At 58.3% G+C, this 18,542-nt stretch carries 14 protein-coding genes and 1 rRNA gene; 8 read left to right on the forward strand and 7 right to left on the reverse strand.

The genetic code is table 11. The features are described from left to right. Window positions 1-238: 238 nt before the first annotated feature. The 3 genes from rrf (at window position 239) to GGR28_RS00015 (ending at window position 2,987) form a co-directional block, all read left to right on the forward strand. A 5S ribosomal RNA gene (rrf, locus tag GGR28_RS00005) occupies window positions 239-351 on the forward strand. Between the two features lie 345 nt (window positions 352-696). After that, window positions 697-2,193 (forward strand): S8 family peptidase, encoded by a 1,497-nt coding sequence (locus GGR28_RS00010; RefSeq protein ID WP_183493664.1) that lies wholly within the window; start codon window positions 697-699, stop codon window positions 2,191-2,193. A gap of 17 nt (window positions 2,194-2,210) precedes the next feature. Then, the gene (locus GGR28_RS00015; RefSeq protein ID WP_183493665.1) at window positions 2,211-2,987 is read left to right on the forward strand and encodes an SDR family oxidoreductase; all 777 of its coding nucleotides are present in this window, start codon (window positions 2,211-2,213) and stop codon (window positions 2,985-2,987) included. A gap of 1 nt (window position 2,988) precedes the next feature. Here the strand turns inward: GGR28_RS00015 and GGR28_RS00020 are convergent, their stop codons facing one another. Continuing rightward, window positions 2,989-4,254, reverse strand: a complete 1,266-nt coding sequence (locus GGR28_RS00020) for a cation:proton antiporter (protein ID WP_183493666.1) — start codon at window positions 4,252-4,254, stop codon at window positions 2,989-2,991. Between the two features lie 116 nt (window positions 4,255-4,370). Here GGR28_RS00020 and GGR28_RS00025 point away from each other — a divergent pair, with 116 nt between their 5' ends. Then, the gene (locus GGR28_RS00025; protein WP_183493667.1) at window positions 4,371-5,513 is read left to right on the forward strand and encodes an aminotransferase class V-fold PLP-dependent enzyme; all 1,143 of its coding nucleotides are present in this window, start codon (window positions 4,371-4,373) and stop codon (window positions 5,511-5,513) included. 116 nt (window positions 5,514-5,629) lie between these two features. On the opposite strand, the gene GGR28_RS00030 is transcribed toward GGR28_RS00025, so the two are convergent. Continuing rightward, window positions 5,630-6,226: a hypothetical protein gene (locus GGR28_RS00030; RefSeq protein ID WP_183493668.1), complete on the reverse strand. Its 597-nt coding sequence runs from the start codon at window positions 6,224-6,226 to the stop codon at window positions 5,630-5,632. A gap of 335 nt (window positions 6,227-6,561) precedes the next feature. Here GGR28_RS00030 and GGR28_RS00035 point away from each other — a divergent pair, with 335 nt between their 5' ends. Then, window positions 6,562-7,437, forward strand: coding sequence for a helix-turn-helix domain-containing protein (locus GGR28_RS00035; RefSeq protein WP_319936683.1), 876 nt, complete (start codon window positions 6,562-6,564; stop codon window positions 7,435-7,437). A gap of 49 nt (window positions 7,438-7,486) precedes the next feature. Beyond that, window positions 7,487-8,827 carry a DEAD/DEAH box helicase gene (locus GGR28_RS00040; protein ID WP_183493670.1) on the forward strand — a complete coding sequence of 447 codons (1,341 nt, stop codon included), beginning with the start codon at window positions 7,487-7,489 and terminating at the stop codon, window positions 8,825-8,827. 236 nt (window positions 8,828-9,063) lie between these two features. Here GGR28_RS00040 and GGR28_RS00045 read toward each other — a convergent pair whose 3' ends face one another. Both GGR28_RS00045 and fdhD read right to left on the reverse strand, forming a co-directional pair. Further along, window positions 9,064-11,340, reverse strand: coding sequence for an FdhF/YdeP family oxidoreductase (locus GGR28_RS00045; RefSeq protein ID WP_183493671.1), 2,277 nt, complete (start codon window positions 11,338-11,340; stop codon window positions 9,064-9,066). A 54-nt stretch (window positions 11,341-11,394) separates the two neighbouring features. After that, window positions 11,395-12,231, reverse strand: coding sequence for a formate dehydrogenase accessory sulfurtransferase FdhD (fdhD, locus tag GGR28_RS00050; protein WP_183493672.1), 837 nt, complete (start codon window positions 12,229-12,231; stop codon window positions 11,395-11,397). Between the two features lie 36 nt (window positions 12,232-12,267). Between fdhD and GGR28_RS00055 the strand changes: the two genes are divergently transcribed. Together GGR28_RS00055 and GGR28_RS00060 are read left to right on the forward strand one after the other, a co-directional pair. Then, complete coding sequence (locus GGR28_RS00055) at window positions 12,268-13,227, forward strand: plasmid pRiA4b ORF-3 family protein (RefSeq protein ID WP_183493673.1); 960 nt, start codon at window positions 12,268-12,270, stop codon at window positions 13,225-13,227. Between the two features lie 73 nt (window positions 13,228-13,300). Further along, the gene (locus GGR28_RS00060) at window positions 13,301-16,393 is read left to right on the forward strand and encodes a WD40/YVTN/BNR-like repeat-containing protein (RefSeq protein ID WP_183493674.1); all 3,093 of its coding nucleotides are present in this window, start codon (window positions 13,301-13,303) and stop codon (window positions 16,391-16,393) included. 97 nt (window positions 16,394-16,490) lie between these two features. Here GGR28_RS00060 and GGR28_RS00065 read toward each other — a convergent pair whose 3' ends face one another. The 3 genes from GGR28_RS00065 to rpmI form a co-directional block, all read right to left on the reverse strand. Continuing rightward, window positions 16,491-17,696, reverse strand: coding sequence for a serine hydrolase domain-containing protein (locus GGR28_RS00065; protein WP_183493675.1), 1,206 nt, complete (start codon window positions 17,694-17,696; stop codon window positions 16,491-16,493). Between the two features lie 135 nt (window positions 17,697-17,831). Further along, window positions 17,832-18,179 (reverse strand): 50S ribosomal protein L20, encoded by a 348-nt coding sequence (gene rplT, locus GGR28_RS00070; RefSeq protein WP_183493676.1) that lies wholly within the window; start codon window positions 18,177-18,179, stop codon window positions 17,832-17,834. Between the two features lie 68 nt (window positions 18,180-18,247). Beyond that, on the reverse strand, window positions 18,248-18,442 hold the full coding sequence (gene rpmI / locus GGR28_RS00075; protein ID WP_183493677.1) for a 50S ribosomal protein L35: 195 nt from the start codon (window positions 18,440-18,442) through the stop codon (window positions 18,248-18,250). Window positions 18,443-18,542: the final 100 nt, after the last annotated feature.

Genomic DNA, 18,542 nt, shown 5'->3' on the forward strand with positions numbered 1-18,542 from the left:
ATTTTTTCTTTGAAGTGAGTGTATCATGACAAGTTGAATCAACTGGTCTGAGACTTATGAGTAAGAATCCAAATAAGGCAGCACGCTTGTGGAAAAGTATTAGTTTTAAGTAATCGGTCTTAATGTTGATCGTAAGTAGTCCACTTGAAGAGGACTGAAGCTCTCTTATCGAACTTGTTGATCGTTACCAAAGAAACGATCCCGGCGACTACTACTACGGAAGTCGGGATGCAAAGACTTTGGTGGCTACAGCGGGCAGGATCACCTCTTACCATTCCGAACAGAGAAGTTAAGCTGCCCAGCGCCGATGGTACTTGGACTTGATCCCGGGAGAGTAGGTCGCCGCCAATTTTATGAAAGCCTCATCGCTAGTGCAGCGGTGGGGCTTTCTCCGTTTGGGGGGGACGAAGGAGGAGGAAAAGCTTACCGCAGATTAGGGCAGATGTAGGTCGCGGATTTGCGCAGATTAGGCGTGGTAGGCGTGGCAGGCGAGATAAGCGGCGGAGTAATCTGCGTCAATCCGCGAAACCAATCCGTTCAAATCTGCGAAACCAATCTGTTCAAATCCGCGAAACCAATCCGCGCAATCCGCGGTAAAACCCATCCCTACCCCTCAGCGTTCCCTTATCGTCCATTTGTCGATTAGGGCTGCGCCGTCGTAGCTATAATCCTTATATTTAGGAAAATATAGATACCATGCTACTTCTTACCGCGATCGTTCTGTCCCTCTGGTTCTGGCGCCGGGATCTGAAGGATGCCCCCGTTTGGATGGTGTTGACGTACGCCGGTGTCGGTTTACTTTTCTGGACCGACTTCACCGCGGTGTCCACGGCAGCCAGCGCCTTCCCGAAGATCCTGAAGGACTTCATTATGCTCGGAATGGTGGGATTCGTGCAGTCCATGGCCGTCAAGAAGCAAATATCGGTCTGGATGGCGGTGGTGCTCATCTTCGGTATGTTTGCCGCGGTTCACTACCTCGATGAGCTCATTAATACGGACGAGCAACAACTTGGCACAGCCGCAGCCGCCCTTCCGCTGGAGGACAGCTATTTGGTAGAAATCCGGGAAGGCAGTTCTTCCGCCGAGCTGTTGTCCTTCGCTGAAGACCACAACTTTACGGTAGAGGCAGCCTTCTTTCCGGAGGCGGCATCGGAAACTTATCTCGACAATTACTATGTAGTGAGCGGCGACCGGCTTCCGGAACTGATCGGACAACTCTCCGCTCTTCCTACGGTGCTGTATACCGAACCGAACGAGACGATTCAGGTGGAACCCTTTATCGTGGCAAATGATCCGGCTGGACCGCGTAGCGCCTCATTGAGCATCAACGATCCATTTACCAGCGAGCAGTGGGCAATGGAAGTGTTGAACATGGACGACTATTACCGTCTGCTGAAAAATCAAACACCACGCAAACAGGCCAAAGTGGTCATTCTCGATACCGGGGTAGACGGGAACCACGAGGACCTGGTAGATAACTATTTCTCCATCGAGGGCAAATACGACAACGATCCCCACGGCCACGGTACCCACTGTGCAGGCATTGCCGCCGGAGTCACCAACAACGGCATAGGTATAGGTAGTCTGGCCGGCTCGGCCGATAGCCCTTTCGTGGAGGTGAGCTCGGTCAAGGTGCTGAGTTCCGGAGGGATGGGAACCCAGAAAACGATCATCGCAGGAATCATCGAGGCAACCGATGAAGGCGCCGATGTGATCTCCCTAAGCCTGGGCGGCCGCAGTAACCAGAGCAGCCAGCGCGCCTACAGTGCCGCAATTGAGTACGCCCACCGCAACGGTGCGGTGGTAGTCGCCGCCGCCGGAAATTCAAACCGGGACGCTAAAGACTTTGCGCCCGCCAATGCGGACGGCATGATCACGGTGGCCGCCATCGACCAGTTGCTGCTACGGGCCCCCTTCAGCAACCGAACCGAGAACATCGAAATGGCCATCGCCGCACCCGGTGTTGGCATTTACAGTACCGTACCCGGCAATGGTTACAAGAGCTACAGCGGCACGAGCATGGCCTGCCCCTTCGTAGCCGGCCTGATCGGCGTGATGAAATCGCTCGACCCGGATCTCACGTACCGCGACGCCTACCGCATCATTCACGATACGGGCCGGGAGTCTTCCGAGACCCGCATTACCGGTCGCATCGTACAACCGGCTGCAGCCCTGGCCGTCGTAGCGCGCTAAATCCGTACTTTGGTTCCATGGACTTAGACATTAGCGGCAAGACCTTCGCCGTTGGCGGGGCAAGTAGCGGACTGGGGCGAGCGATCGCCGAAAAACTAATTCAGGAGGGTGCCACCGTAATCGGAGTAGCCCGCAGCCAGGATAAGTTATCCAACTTAGCGGAGGAGCACGGAGAACAATTTATTGCGTTTCCGGCGGACCTGAGCGACAGTTCCTCCATCAGGGTGGTCGGAGAACAACTGATAGAGCACAAGGTTTCCGGATGTGTGTTTAACGCCGGCGGGCCACCCCCCGGTACCGTATTCGACCTTTCGATGGAAGAATGGGACAACGCCTACGCAACCACCCTGCGGTGGAAGATTCAACTGACCAAGGCGCTACTTCCCATGATGCGTCAGGCTAATTATGGCACCCTACTGTTCATCGAAAGCGTGTCGATCAAACAGCCGATCGATAACCTGGTCCTGAGTAACGCCTTCCGTGCGGCCGTCGCCGGGTTTGTAAAAACACTTACCCGCGAGGAGGGACCGAACGGAATTAGTGCCAACATACTGGCTCCGGGCTACCACGCTACAACCCGCATCACTACCGTGCTGGAAAAGGCGGCGGCGTTGCAAGACATATCGAAGGAGACGGTCGAGAAGCAGTTTCTGGCGGAAGTACCACTGGGTAGGTTGGGTAAACCCGAAGAATTTGCCGAGATGGCGGCCTTTTTGTTGTCACCCGCCGCCCGATTCATATCGGGGCAAACCATCAGTGTCGACGGAGGAATGACGCGCTTCATAACCGGATAGGCTATTCCCTCGACCGGCCCATTTTGCGGTCGACCCACTTCATGACGGGACCAACACTCAGGCCGTGCAAGAAGATGGATAATAGGATCGTGAAGTTTACGATCGACCAAATGCTATCGATTGCCGGAAAAGCCTCGCTATTATGGGCGTAAGCGAGGTAATACAGCGAGCCTACCCCACGGATTCCGAAGTAACTGATGGCCACCTTCTCCACCCAGGGCATTTTGGAGGGTAAAAAGCTGATGAAGCCGGATATCGGTCTGATGAACAACAGCAAAAACACGCCGATAAGTGCACCGTTGAGCGTCAGGTCATTCAGTCCTCCGGTGCCGATGATGCCCCCGAAAGCAATCAGAAATATACCAAGAACAGCCTGCTCCACTTGGTCTGCGGCCTCGTAACTCTCCAACTCCGCTTCCTTTGCCATGTCATCAGTACGGGTACGCCGGCTCACTACCGATGCGACGAATACGGCCAAAAAGCCATACCCCTCGGTTAATTCAGTGAGCGCATAGGTAAGCAGCGTAGCAGCCAAAATGAAGAAACCGGATTCGATCTCGGTTTCCCTCACCTCCGCCATCTTATCCTTAAACTTAAAGAAGACGTACGCCAGGATTTTTCCGAGAACAATACCCATCAACGTACCCATTCCGACCCGGTAGCCAAAGTCCCACCACGCCCACTTAAACAGGGTATCGCCAACCGAAGTAGCATCGACGAGCGCGATGGCTAGGTAGACAAAGGGAAACGCCAGTCCATCATTGAGCCCCGCCTCTAGCGTTAAGCCGAACCGTACGTCGTCCTCCGGAATATCCTCATTCGGAGGCCCCACCTGAACGTTAGCCGCGAGCACGGGATCGGTAGGAGCCAGCACCGCGCCGAGCAGGATTGCGGTGGCCGGAGCCAGTCCCGCCCACCACCACCCCAGAAAGGCCACTGCGGCGATCGTTAGGGGCATAGCGATACCCAGTAAAAGCAGGCCCGCGCTCCAATTTTTTAGGGAAGGGTTACGATCCAGTTTCAGCCCGGTCGCCGCCAGGCTCACGATTACAATAAACTCGGTGATGTACTCCATCAATTGCCGGTCGATCCGGGCGTCTTCCGGATTCATGAGCGGTAGATCGAGCGGCAGCCGAAAAATGAAGAAGCCAAAGGCCACGTAGATGATGGGCAGGCTCACCATCTTGTTGCGAATCAAACTGGGAATGATGAAAGTTCCCAGTAGTGCAATACCGGCGAGTAACAACAGGAGGATGTGGGTGGTCAAAAGTCGGCGGGGGTTTGTGTACCAACCCCAACGTCAAATGGCAAGTTCGGTTACCAGATTCGATGGCTATATATTGTCGTTCATTGCTCCCGCGCTTGCCCGCCCAAACCCCCCGTATGTTAGACTGCCAACGCCATTTGTTCCCCCTCGCCGACTACGACGCTTACCTCAACGGGGCCAGTCGCTCACCACAGTTAAATGCGGGTGCGGAGGCCGCCCGCCAGGCCCTGCAGTGGCGGGAGGAAAACAGCGGAATGCCAATCGACGCATTCTTTAGCCCGGTCGAGCGATTACGCGAATCGTTTGCCGGACTCATCGGCGCCCAGGAGCCGGAACGAATTGCCCTCATCCCAGCCGCGAGCTACGGCATCGCTACGGTGGCCCGCAATCTGCCCCTGCGCGCTGGACAAAACATAATTGTCGCCCAGGATCAGTTCCCCAGCAATTACTACGCCTGGCACCGACTGTGTCAGGAAGCGGGGGCCCATCTGATCACCGTGGCCCGGCCCACTGGCGACCAGGACTGGTCCGAAGCAATTATCGATGCAATTAACGCGGACACGGCAGCCGTGGCAATGGCCCAGGTGCACTGGTCGGACGGCACACTCTTCGATCTAGCGAGTATTCGCCGACGAACCGACGCGTTCGGAAGCTGGTTGATCGTCGACGGTACCCAGTCCATCGGCGCGTATCCCTTCGATGTGGAATGCATTCGGCCGGATGCGCTCATTGCTGCCGGATACAAGTGGCTGCTCGGTCCCTACGGCTGTGGCTACGCCTGGTACGGACCGCGGATGGACGGTGGCGTCCCTCTGGAGGAGAACTGGATCAACCGCGCCGGCAGTCAGCACTTCAGCCAACTGGCCAACTATCAAAACGATTACCGGCCCCTCGCAGGCCGGTACTCCGTTGGGGAGCACAGCAATTTTTTAAGTATACCGATGCAACAGGCCGCGATCGATCAGCTCCGCGCGTGGCAACCGGAAGGGGTGCAAGCCTACACCGCTGCACTGTGGGCGGAAATTACCGACGACCTGGCTAATTTAAAGATCACGCTGCCGCGAAAGCGGGCCAATCACCTGGTCGGTCTGCGCCTGCCCCGGAATATTGCGGTGGAACGAGTGGAAGAAGAGTTCCGTGCACGTCATATTTCCGTGAGTTACCGGGGAGATGCCATCCGGGTATCGCCAAGTGTCTACAACCGGCCCGAGGAGATGGACCGCATGGTGGACGCGTTACGGGCGGCCACTCGAACTTAGGGCAGTAGCCGGTTGCCCACACCAAACAAGGATAAATGGGGTGGAGGGTACACAAAAAAAGGCCCCCCCGCCGAAACGGCGAAGGGGCGAAACTTAAAGTCGATCATGCAAAATTCTTAGTTCAGCGAAATGCTGGTTGTGTGGTTTTTGACGTCAGCGGAATTTACGGTTACGAAGTACTCGCCGGCGGGCAGGTTCTCCAGGCTGTAAGCGCGCTGTACGCTCGTGGTACCGGGCAGACGGTCCGCAATGACTTCGTTGCCGAATCCGTCGGACAGTCGAATGCTGACGCTGTGGCCGGTGGCGTTCAGGTAGTTGACGGTTAGCAACTTATCCTTGAGGTTGACCTGGGGGAAGAAGGTGCGGGTAGCCAGGGCGGCGTCGGCATGCACCCCTTCGGCGGTGATCACGATGGGTTGAACGGTGCTGCTCAGCACGTCGGAGATCACAACGGAATACGCACCAGTGGGTAGGGCGTCCAGGTTGAAGCGCTGGCTGAGGTAGTCGCCTGCCTCGAGCTTGGAAGAGTGCAGCACCAATCCGCCGGCGTCTACGATCTTCAGGGTCGTAGGGGTTTCGATCCCGGTAGTGGTACGCAGGATCAGGGTGTGGGAGGCGGGATCGGCCCGGACAATCAGGTCGGAAGGATTGACCGAAGCGGGCAGGGTAGCGGCGGCGGTCAAAAACAGGAGGGTGAAGAGAATGGTTTTCATGGTTGTTGCGTTATAGGGGTTGAGAAATACGATTAGGTTTTATGCCTGGCCCTTTTGGTGAGTTACCACTGGGGCCGTGATCAACTCCTTGCACTGCAAAGGTCAGCCGCCGGGATACGTGGATCGATGCATAAATTGGCTACCGTCACGCAGATTTTGACCCCGCTTCCGGGTGGGGGTAAAGCATGCGCAGCCTGGGATAATTCCTGCGTACCGGCGCGGCTAACTATTGTTGCCAAAGGGTGTTTCAACATTACCAAGTTTTGTACTACGGCGGTATTTAAGCGCCGACTTTTTCCCCCAATCAACACCAAATGGAGACGCAAACGCAACCTGTGAGAGAACAGGTGATTCCCGCGCCCGGTACATCCTTCCTGGTCAAGCATTACCCAGAGCCGCAGTTGCGCGTGAATAAGCTGCCCAAGTGGCACTTTCACCCGGAGCTGGAACTGGTGTACGTCCGCGGAGGCCACGGTCGCCGGCACGTCGGAAGCCACATCAGCCACTTCCGCGACGGAGAGCTAATCCTGGTCGGATCTAACCTGCCTCACCTCGGTTTTACGGACCGGATGACCCGCAACCAGAAGGAAACGGTCGTCCAGTTCGCCCATAACTTCCCGCACGGCGATTTTCTCGAATTGCCCGAGATGCGGAAGGTCAAGGAGCTCATGTACCGGGCCCGGAACGGCATTAGTTTTCACGGGACCACCCGCACGATCGTCGGTAGCCGCCTGGAACGACTGATCGACCTGCCCCCCCTCAGCCGATTGTTGCTGCTCATCGACATCCTCAACGACCTCGCGGTCAGCGAAGAGTACGAAAACCTGAACGCGGAAGGATTTCACCTGGAGGTGGAGACCCACGGCTTCGAGCGCTTCAACCAGATCCAGGAGTTCATTCACACCAATTTCGAACGAGACATCCCCCTGGACGAGATTGCCGGCGTGGCCGCGATGACCGTGCCCGCTTTCTGTCGGTACTTTAAGAAGACTACGGGTAAGACCTTTGTTACCTACCTCAACGACTACCGCATCGTCTATGCCTGCAAGCTCCTGGCCGACGACCACAGTACCGTTCAGAACGTAGCCTACGACAGCGGCTTTAATACCGTAAGCCAGTTTAACCGGGCCTTCAAGAAGCACACCGGCAAGACAGCCACCGAGTACCGCAGCGCCTTCAAGCTGCACGTTCGCGGCAACGTGCCGGATTAATTTTTCTGCCGGTGGGTCAACCGGGGCCGGCTGAAGTGTTGATAAGGGTATGTCCGTACGCTTTTCCGACCTGAACCTTTCGAATCCCCTGCTTAATGCCCTGGCCGATCTCGGCCTTGAGCACCCGACGCCCATTCAGGAAAGGGCCTTTTCGGTTATCATGTCCGGCCGCGACGTAGTCGGCATCGCCCAAACGGGTACCGGCAAGACACTGGCTTTTCTGCTGCCGTTGCTCCGGCTGTGGAAGTTCCAAAAGCATCCCTACCCCCAGACCCTGATCGTGGTACCCACCCGCGAACTGGTCGTTCAGGTCGTTGAGGAAATCGAGAAGCTGACCGCCTACATGAACGTCGTGACCGTCGGAGTCTACGGCGGCGTCAACCTGAAGGTAAATGCCGCGGCCGTCGAACAGGGTTGCGACATCGTGGTGGGTACTCCCGGTCGACTATACGATCTTGTTGTCATTGGTAGCCTCAAGTTTAAGGCACTAAAGCAACTGGTAATCGATGAGGTGGATGAGCTGCTCGAACTGGGCTTCCTGCCGCAGCTTACGAAGCTATTCGACCTGCTGCCCGAGCGACGGCAAAACCTGTTGTTCTCCGCCACCATGACGGAGGAGGTGGACGCCATTATTGCCGATACCTTCGATTTTCCGGAAACCGTCGAAGCGGCACCCACCGGCACCCCCCTGGAGAACATCCGTCAGCTCGACTACCGGGTACCGAACTTCAATACGAAGATCAACCTGCTGCGGCACTTGCTGGGGGACTCCGAAACCTACCACCGGGTACTGGTCTTCACCCCCGGCAAGAAATTCGCGGACCTGATCTTTGATCGGCTGGACGAAGACTTCCCCGAACAGATCGGCGTCATCCACGGAAACAAGAGCCAAAACTACCGCTTCCGGAGCCTCGACCGCTTCCAGTCGGGAGAACACCGCATCCTGCTGGCCACCGACCTCGTGAGCCGGGGCCTCGACCTCAGTGATGTCTCTCACGTAATTAACGTCGACACCCCGGACCTACCCGAAAATTACATGCACCGCATCGGTCGTACCGGTCGGGCCGATCGCACCGGCACAGCCATCACCTTCACCACCGAAGCGGAGCTGCCCCACCTCGAATCCATTGAAACCCTAATGGACCGCCGCGTCGAAGTTCTCCCCTTCCCGGAGGAAGTGGAAATCTCCGACACCCTCATCCCCGAGGAAATGCCCGTCTCCAACCAGCCCATTCCAGAGGTAAAGATCCAGGTCTCACCCGAAGGCGCCTTCCACGAAAAAAAGGAACTTAACAAAAAGCGCCCCATGACCCGCCAGGAATTGCAGAAGCACCGCAGTAAACTGAAAAGCGGCAAGAAGCGGAAGAAGAATAGGAAAGGGAAGAAGTAGTTATCGGCCCGTCGTCGTCGGCCGAGCCAAAGCTCGTCCGCCGACTAGGGTAAGAAAGCTAACCCGTTTACTCGGCGGACGAGCCTCGTGCCTCGGTCGGCCGACGAGTGAGCCGGCCTGTCGTCGGCCGAGCCTAAGCTCGTCCGCCGACTAAACTGAAGAAGCCAACCCGTTTACTCGGCGGACGAGCCTCGTGCCTCGGTCGGCCGACGAGTGTCAGATATTCGGCGGACGAGCTACCTCGGCGGGCCGACGAGTACCCGCACCGATTTGCTGATCGGACAATTGCTCCCCCGGGCCGTCACCTCGCTGGGAACCAGCACGTTGGCTTCTGGAAAGTAAGTAGCGATGCAGCCCCGTGGGATGGAGTAGGGCACAAGTTGAAACCGTTCTGCCGTTCGTTCTTTGCGCAGGTAATTGCTCTTCAGATCGACCACTGCTCCTGCGGTCCCGCCCAGCATGGCGATGTCTTCGGGGTGCATCAGCACGACCCGGCGCTCGTTGTGGATGCCCCGGTAGCGGTCGTGGAGGCCGTAGATGGTGGTGTTGTACTGGTCGTGACTGCGTACGGTCGTCATCAGGAACTCTCCCGGCGCAAGGGTGTGGGGCGTGAGGCGGGTGGTCGAGAACTGCGCCTTGCCGTCGGAGGTGTCGAAGCGGCGATTGCGCGGTCCGTTGGGCAGGTTAAATCCGCCGGGCTCACGTACTTTTTCGTTGTAGCGCTCGAAGCCGGGGATGCAGGCGGCAATGGCGTCGCGGATCAGATCGTAATCCTTGCGGTACGCCACCCAGGGTACCCGCGATTCGGGCAGGGTGCGCCGGGCCAGCTCGCAGACGATGGCGCACTCGCTCAGTAGGTCCATGTCCTCGACCTCCAGTACGCCCTTGCTCATTTGCACGACGCCCATGCTGTTTTCGCAGCTGACAAATTGCTCGCCGCTGGCCTGTAGGTCCCGCTCGGTGCGCCCCAGACAGGGCAGGATCAGGGCTTCGCGCCCGTGCACGAGGTGACTGCGGTTGAGTTTGGTGGAAACATGGACGGTCAGATCGCACTTTCGCAAGCCCTTGGCCGTCAGTTCGGTATCGGGAGTGGCGCTGATGAAATTACCGCCGAGGGCAAGAAAGAATTTAGCCTTTCCTTCCGCCATGGCGTGGATGCTTTTGACCACGTCGTAACCGTCCTCGGTGGGGGGCTCGAAGTTGTAATAGTTGCGGAGGGCTTCGGCCAGTTCGGGTTTTAGCTTGTCCCAGATGCCTACGGTCCGGTCGCCCTGCACGTTGCTGTGGCCGCGGACCGGGCAAATACCGGCGCCGGGTTTGCCGATGCTTCCCTTTGCGAGCAGCAGGTTGACGAGCTCCTTAATGGTGTCCACGCTGTTCTCGTGCTGGGTCAGGCCCATCGCGTAGCAGATGATGATGCGCCGGGAACCGTGGATCAGACCGGCAGACTCCTCGATTTCATCCCGCGTCAGGCCGGTGTTGGCGATGCAGGAGTCCAGGTCGGTTTCTTCCAGCAGTTGCGCCATCGCGGCGTAACCGGAGGTGTGTTCCCGAATGAAGGTCTGGTCGAAATATTCTCCGGGGGCCTGCTTTTCGCGGTCGTAGAGGATTTTCAGCCAGGCGCGCAGCAGCGACTGGTCTTCGTTGATCTTAACCTGCAGGAACAGGTCGGTAAGGTCCGTACCACCCGTCACCATTTTCAGCGGGCGCTGGGGATTGACGAAATTTTTCAGTCCGGTTTCCGGCAGTGGGTTCACGCTGATCATGCGGCCGCCCCGCTCCTTCATCGTCTCCAGGGCGGAGAGCATGCGGGGGTGGTTGGTGCCGGGATTTTGTCCCATGCAGATGATTAGATCGGCCTCGTGGATGTCCTCCAGGGTCACGCTGCCCTTTCCCAGTCCGATCACTTCGGCCAGGGCCTTGCTGGTGCTTTCGTGGCACATATTGGAGCAGTCGGGCAGGTTATTGGTGCCGTACTGCCGTACGAAAAGTTGGTAGAGAAAGGCCGCCTCGTTACTTGCCCGTCCGGAAGTGTAAAATATGGCTTCGTCCGGTTCGATCGACCGCAGTTTATCGGCCATCAGGTCGAAGGCTTCGGCCCAGCTGATCGGCGTGTAGTGCTGGGCGGCGGGGCGCAGGTGCAATGGTTGGGCGATCCGACCACTTTTCCCGAGCTCGAAGTCGGTCCAGGTACCGAGTTCCTCCACCGTATGCCGGGCGAAAAAGTCGGAACCGACGCGGCGTTTCGTGGCTTCCTCCGCAATGGCCTTCACTCCATTCTCGCAGTATTCCGCCATCGGGGTGCGGCTTCCGTCCGGGTCGGGCCAGGCGCAACCGGGGCAGTCGAAGCCTCCTTTTTGGTTGAGCTTTGCCAGGGTTTCCAGTCCTTCCCCCAGGTGCATGTACTCCGTCACGTGCTTGAGCGAGTAGCGCAGCGCTGACATTCCGGCCGCCTTATCGTAGGGCTCCTTGAGTTCGAGGCCGGTGAGGCGGGGCGGGGTCAGTTCGGACATGCGTTTTAAAATTGAAAATGTAAAATTGGAAATTGGAAATTGAAAATGTGAAATTCAAAATTTGCCGTTTGGTTGCGCGATTCGCTCGGCATGGGTGTAGCAATTGAAGCCGTTCCCTTTGAGAAACCCACACAAGGTGATTCCCTGATCTTCCGCCAATTCTACGGCCAGGCTGGAAGGTGCGCCTACACTCGCCACGAAGGGGATACCGGCCATGGCGGCCTTTTGTAGCAGTTCGAAACTGGCGCGGCCACTGAGGAGCAACAGGCGGTCGGTGAGCGGTAGGAGATCGTGGCGGTAACCGTAACCGATGAGCTTGTCGAGGGCGTTGTGGCGTCCGACGTCTTCGGCGAAGTGGATAAGCGTGCCCTCCGTATCGAACAGGCCCGCGGCGTGGATTCCTCCCGTTGCGTCGAACAGCTGCTGGGCGCGACGCAGGCGATCGGGTAGTTGGTAAAGTAGTTCGGGGGCAACGCTCATCTGCTGCGGATCCTGCGGAAAGGGTAGGGCGTTGTACACCATTTCCAGGGAGGTTTTGCCGCATACCCCGCAGCTGCTGGAGGTGTAGGAATGTCGCTCCACCCGCGCGAGTTCCAGGGGCAGTTCCGCGGGCCACTGCATTTCCACTGAATTAGCTTGCTCCCGCGCGCCGCCGCCCAACTGTTGGCCGGGGGGAAGGAGCCCTTCGGTGAAGAGGAAGCCCAGAGCGAGATCGGTGTCATTGCCTGGGGTGCGCATGGTGATCGCTACCGCGCGGGAACGTCCCCGGTGCGTGACCCGAATTTCCAAAGGTTCCTCTTCCGCTACCCAGTCGGCAACGGCGTGAAAGCGACCGTCTGAGAACTTCAGGATCGGCTTTTCCTTGCAGCCGGTGAGCGACGAAATGGCCATAAGGCTAGTGTGTATCTTTGCGCGAATAGATCGACTATGTCAACCGACAATTTACAACAAGCCCTGGCAAGTGCAGCTGAAGACGTGCGCCGTCAGTATGCTACCCTGACGACCGCGGACGTGAACGAAGCTTACGCCGCTTACCTCGAGCACTTCGAGCGGCGCGAAGATGAGCCACCCGTCTCCACCGTTCCGGAAAAGGACGAACTTTTGCTGGCGCTGTGGGACGTGATTGTCGACCGGGAGACCGCCGGTGTCGATGCGGTAACGGGGGAGTTGGAAGAATACTACGCCCGGGCGTTCGCCGCCCTTTTGGGTACCGAGACCGAGAAGCAACTTTCGACGGAACCCATTGCCGTCCCCACCACCATCGCGGAGCCCAGTGCGACGCCCGCCCCGGTGCTGGAGGAAACGGAAGAACAGTTTACCGACCTGGTGGAAGATACCACCGATCCCAGCCGGGAGATTTACCGTCTGCGGGTAACCATCGACGGCAGCGATCCGGAAATCTGGCGCCGCATCCTGGTGCCGGCCGACGTGCGGCAGACCCGCCTCCACCACATCATACAGGCGGCCGTGGGCTGGCGGGGATCCGAGCAGTTTCAGTTCTTCCCCCAGATGGACCGTGAATTACCCACGACCGAGGAACCGCGCCTCTGCGACCTGCTCACTACCGTCGGCCAACAGTGCGGCTATGAGTTCGACAGCGGCGACAGCTGGTACCACGACATCCTGCTGGAGGAAAAATCCGAGGCGGAACCCCGGCGTCACTACCCGATCTGTACAGCCGGTCAGGGTGCCTGCCCACCGGAGGACGTCGGCGGCATTCCGGGCTACAAACGCTTGCTCGACGTACTCAGAGATCCCAATCATCCCGAACACGAAGAAATGGCGGGCTGGCTGACGCAGGATTTCAATCCCGACGCCTTCAACATCGACCAGGCCAACATCCGGCTCGGCAAATACGGCGACGCCAGCTTCCACGCCGTCGTATGAGGCGATCGGGGTGATAATGGGGAGTAGAATGCGAGATTGTTTATCTTGATGCCCCTAACTACAATTACCATATATGCGCTTTTTGACGCTTTTACTGCTGTGTTGCGGACTGTCCGTGACGGCTCAGGATATTGATTCCACCCTTTACTCCTCCCTGGAATTTCGCAACATCGGCCCCTTCCGTGGCGGCCGCTCGGCTGCGGTGACGGGAGTTGCCAACAAGCCTAACCTTTACTACTTCGGAGCTGCCGGCGGCGGCGTGTGGCAGACCAAGGACGGCGGACAGACCTGGACCAACATCTCCGATGGGTATTTCGGCGGCAGCATCGGGGCGGTCACGGTGGCCGAAAGCGACCCCAATATCATCTACGTAGGGGGCGGAGAAAAGACGGTGCGCGGCAACGTCTCCTACGGCTACGGCATGTGGAAGACCATCGACGGCGGTAAGAGCTGGGAGCAGATCGGCCTTGAAAACAGCCGTCACATCTCCCGCGTAAGGGTCCATCCCCGCGATCCCAATCTTGTGTACGCCGCCGTCATGGGCGATCTGTACAAGGATACCGAAGAGCGGGGCGTGTACCGCAGCAAGGATGGGGGTACGACCTGGGAGCGCATCCTGTTCGCCAATGTGGGCGCCGGAGCCGTTGACCTGAGCATGGATCCTTCCAACCCCCGCGTACTCTTTGCTTCCACCTGGAAAATTCGCCGGACTCCCTACAGCCTCGAAAGCGGCGGAGAGGGCAGCGGTCTCTGGAAGAGCACCGACGGCGGCGATAGCTGGAAGGAAATCACCGAAAATAAGGGCCTGCCGAAGGGCATCTGGGGCATCAACGCGGTGGCGGTCAGTCCGGTCGACGGCAGCCGGGTCTACGCCATCATCGAAAACGAGAAAGCGGGTGGCGTGTACGTCAGCGACGACGCCGGTGAAACCTGGACGGCCCGCAGCGACGACCGTGCCCTGCGCCAGCGCGCCTGGTACTATACCCGTATTTACGCCGAGCCCCAGGATATCGACGGAGTCTACGTGATGAACGTTTCCTACCACCACAGCACCGACGGCGGGCGCACCTTCGAGTCGAACAACGCCCCCCACGGCGATCACCACGACCTGTGGATCGCACCGGAGGACAACGAGCGGATGATCATCGGCGACGACGGCGGCGCCCAGGTAAGTTTCGACCAAGGCGAAAACTGGAGTACCTACCACAACCAGCCAACCTCCCAGTTCTACCGGGTGACCACGGACAACAGCTTTCCCTACCGCATTTACGGGGCACAGCAGGACAACTCCACCGTCCGCATCCAGCACCGTACCGACGGTGGCACCATCGGCGAATCGGACTGGGAGGAGACGGCCGGCGGAGAATCGGCCCACATCGCACCCGATCCTACCAACCCCGACATCGTCTACGGGGGCAGCTACGGGGGCTTCCTTACCCGCTACGACCACGAGAACAATCAGGTGCGCGCCATTAATGTCTGGCCCGACAACCCGATGGGCTACGGTGCCGAGGGGATGAAGTACCGCTTTCAGTGGAACTTCCCGATCTTCTTCAGCCCCAACGATCCGAAGGTGCTCTACACCACCAGTCAGCACGTCCACCGCAGTACCGACGAAGGAGAAAGCTGGGAGATCATCAGCCCCGACCTCACCCGCAACGAAGCCGAAAAGCTGAAGAGCAGCGGCGGTCCCATCACCCAGGACAACACCAGCGTCGAATACTACGCCACCATCTTTGCCGCTACGGAAAGCCACAAGGAGCCCGGTGTCATCTGGACCGGCAGCGACGACGGACTCATCCACGTGACCCGCGACAACGGGGAAACGTGGACGGATGTGACTCCCAAGGATGCCCCCAAGTACGTCATGTGGAACAGCCTCGACGTCGATCAGCGCGGCACGGGCGGAATCTATGCCGCGGGAACGGCCTACAAGACCGGAGATTACACCCCCTATCTGTACCACTCTTCCAACTACGGCAAGACGTGGAAAAGAATTGATGCCGGCATCGACCGCGGCCACTTCACCCGGGTGGTGCGGCAGTACCCCGGCAATCCGGAAGTACTCTTTGCAGGAACGGAAAGCGGCCTGTATATGAGCCTCAACGATGGCAAGGACTGGCGCAAGTTCCAGCAGAACATGCCGATCGTGCCCGTCACCGACCTCACCTTTAAGGACGACAACCTGATCATCGCTACCCAGGGCCGTAGTTTCTGGATCATCGACGACCTTACGCCGCTACAGCAACTGGATGCCGTTGCCGCAAACCCCGACTTCCACCTCTTCAAACCCGCCGATGCGTGGCGTATGGGCGGTAGCAGCCGCAGCAGCCGCACCGCCGGCCAGAATCATCCCGGCGGCGTCAATTTCCACCTCTTCCTGAGCGAAGAAGTAGCCAAGGACACCATGCCAATGGTACTGTCGGTACTTCAGGGCAGCGATACCATCCGCAGTTGGAGCACCACCGCCAAGGAGAAGGAAAACAAGTTGGAGCTCAAATCAGGCGGGCAGGTCATCAATTGGGACATGCGGTATCCCGACGGGGTGGAAGTACCCGGTATGATCCTGTGGTGGGCCGGTGCCGGCGGACCGATGGCCCTGCCCGGTGACTATACCGTCTCGTTCAAGTACGGGGAGCGGATGCAGACCCAGCCGTTTACCATCAAGGCCGATCCCCGGGTGCAGGCTTCCGAAGAAGACCGTCAGGCGCAGTTTACCTTCATGAAGGAGGTGCAGGACAAAACCAGCGAGGCCCACCAGGTAATCATCGACCTGCGGAAGCTCCGCGATCAGATCAACGACTTCCAGGACCGGATCGCCGACGAAGCGATCATTGACTACGGAAAGGAAATTGTCGATAGCCTGACCACTATCGAGGAGACCCTCTACCAGACCAAGAACCGCAGCGGCCAGGATCCCCTGAACTTCCCGATCCGGCTGACCAATAAGCTGGCCCACCTCAACAGCCTGACCGGCATCGGCACCTACAAGCCTACCGCCGCCGCCTACCAGGTGAAGGAAGAGCTTACCGCCCAGATCGATGCGGAGATCGAAGCGTACAACCGCATCGTCGCCGAGCGGGTACCGGAGTACAACCGTATGATCCTGGACCGCGAAGTGGACGTGATCGCCGCCCCGAAGAGCAAGAAGGTGTCGCGAAAGTAATCGCGCCGTTCTGCTTATTCCTAGCAGTAATCCTCCATCCCCGTTCTCGCGCAGGCGAAGTAACCGGATGGAGGATTACTTTTTTACCCTACCGGTTTCAGTCTCCGATCGCCTGGTACACCATCTGCCGCATCATATCGGAGTGGTAACCCGAATAGGGCGAACGCTGCGACAGCAGTATGGAGATCATGTTTTCCTTCGGATCGATGAAGAAGTAGGTACTGTAGGCCCCGCTCCAGTAGTACTGACCCTCCGATCCGATGATGCCCGTTGCCGGCACGTCGACCACTACGCCGAAGCCCAGCCCGAAGCCCCAGCCGTTGCCGATGAGGTCGCCGACGTGATTCGCGGTCATCATTTCCACGGTTTTGCGACTGAGGTAGCGACGCCCGTCCAGCTCGCCCTGGTTGAGCAGCATACGGCAAAACTGCAGGTAGTCCTTCGCGGTAGAGTACAGGCCGTGGGTGCCGCCGTATATCGTATTGCCGGTACTGGGAAGCTGGCGCCCCGCAACGGCCAGACCGCTGTTGCCGATCTCGTGACTCGTGACCAGGCGCGCGGTGTTTTCCGCGGGGATATTGTATCCCGTATCCTTCATGCCGAGGGGGTCGAAGAGCCGTTGCTGCAAAAACTCCAGGGTGGTCATTCCCGAAAACACCTCAATGAGGCGCGACAGAATGTCCGGAGAGGCGCTGTAGTACCACTTTGTACCCGGCTCGGCGACCAGTGGCAGTCCGGCCAGCGTGTTCACCCGTGCCGCGATATCGGCCTGCGGGCGGAAGTAGAGCGCTCCCGCGATCTCGTTGTCGAGTTTCGTGCCTCCCAGGCCGTGGGAGAAGCCGGCCGTATGGGACATCACTTGCGCGATCGTGATTTCCTGCTCAACGGGGTCGGAAGCTACCGCGATGCCCGTGCTGTCGTTGCGCGCTACGCGTAGGTCCTTGAACTCGGGCAGATACTTGGATACCTTATCGTTCAGTTGAAAATGGCCTTCCTCATACAGCATCATGAAGGCTACGCTCACGATCGGCTTGGTCATCGACATCAGGTGGAAGATGCGGTCCTTTCCGAGCGCTGTTCCGGTACCTAAATTTTCCGTGCCCAGGAGCTCATGGTAGCCGATCTCGCCGTTGCGGTAGATCAGGGCTTCGGCCATGGGGATCCGCCCTTCGGCTATTTCCCGTTCGAGCCAGTCTCCGTAGCGTTCCAGTCCGACGGTCGAAAGACCGGCTTTTGCGGCATTTTGCGCGGACGCAGGAGCAAGAAAAACCAGGAGAAGCAGACAAATAAGGTAGTTACGCATAGCGGGTGGAGAGTGTTGAGGTCAGGAAAGTAGGGTAAATATCCGACATCAACCCCTGCGGTTGCCGCTGACGCAAAAAGCCCCTTCGACCGAATCGAAGGGGCTTTTTTTTAAAACGTTGGGCAGGCGGCGCGCCTACTTATTCACGCTGTTCACGACGGCGGTGAAGGCGACCGGGTGGTGCATGGCCAGGTCGGCGAGCACTTTGCGGTTGAGTCCGACACCGGCGGTGCTCAGCCCGTGCATCAGCCGGCTGTAGGTGGTGCCGTTCTGGCGGGCGGCGGCGTTGATGCGGGCGATCCAGAGGCGGCGGAATACGCGCTTCTTGTTGCGGCGGTCGCGGTAGGCGTAGTTGTAGCCCTTGTCGACGGCGTTTTTCGCTACGGTGTAGACTTTGGAGCGGGCGCCGAAGTATCCCTTGGCGGCCTTGAGGATGCGCTTGCGGCGCGCGCGGCTGGCAACCGCATTAACTGAACGTGGCATAATTGCTAGTTTTAGTACAGCACGGAGACCGGTAGTGGTACTTTGGGCCCGTACTCTCGTTAAAAAATTTACTTACACAAAAGGCGCTTGATGCGCTTCTCGTCGGCCTCGGAAACCAGGGCTCCGTCACGCAGACGCAGTTTGGCTTTCTTGGACTTGTTGCGCATCATGTGCGATGTGTAAGCCTGGAAACGCTTCACCTTACCGCTACCGGTAATCTTGAAGCGCTTCTTTGCACTGCTGTGCGTTTTCATCTTAGGCATGGCACCGTTTTTTACAAATGGAGCGCAAAGGTAGGACATTAATTTACAATTTACAATTTCGGGGTGTACCATTTCCAATCGGCGGTGCCACATATCCTTA

The sequence above is a fragment of the Neolewinella aquimaris genome, from assembly GCF_014197245.1.
Lineage (GTDB): Bacteria > Bacteroidota > Bacteroidia > Chitinophagales > Saprospiraceae > Neolewinella > Neolewinella aquimaris.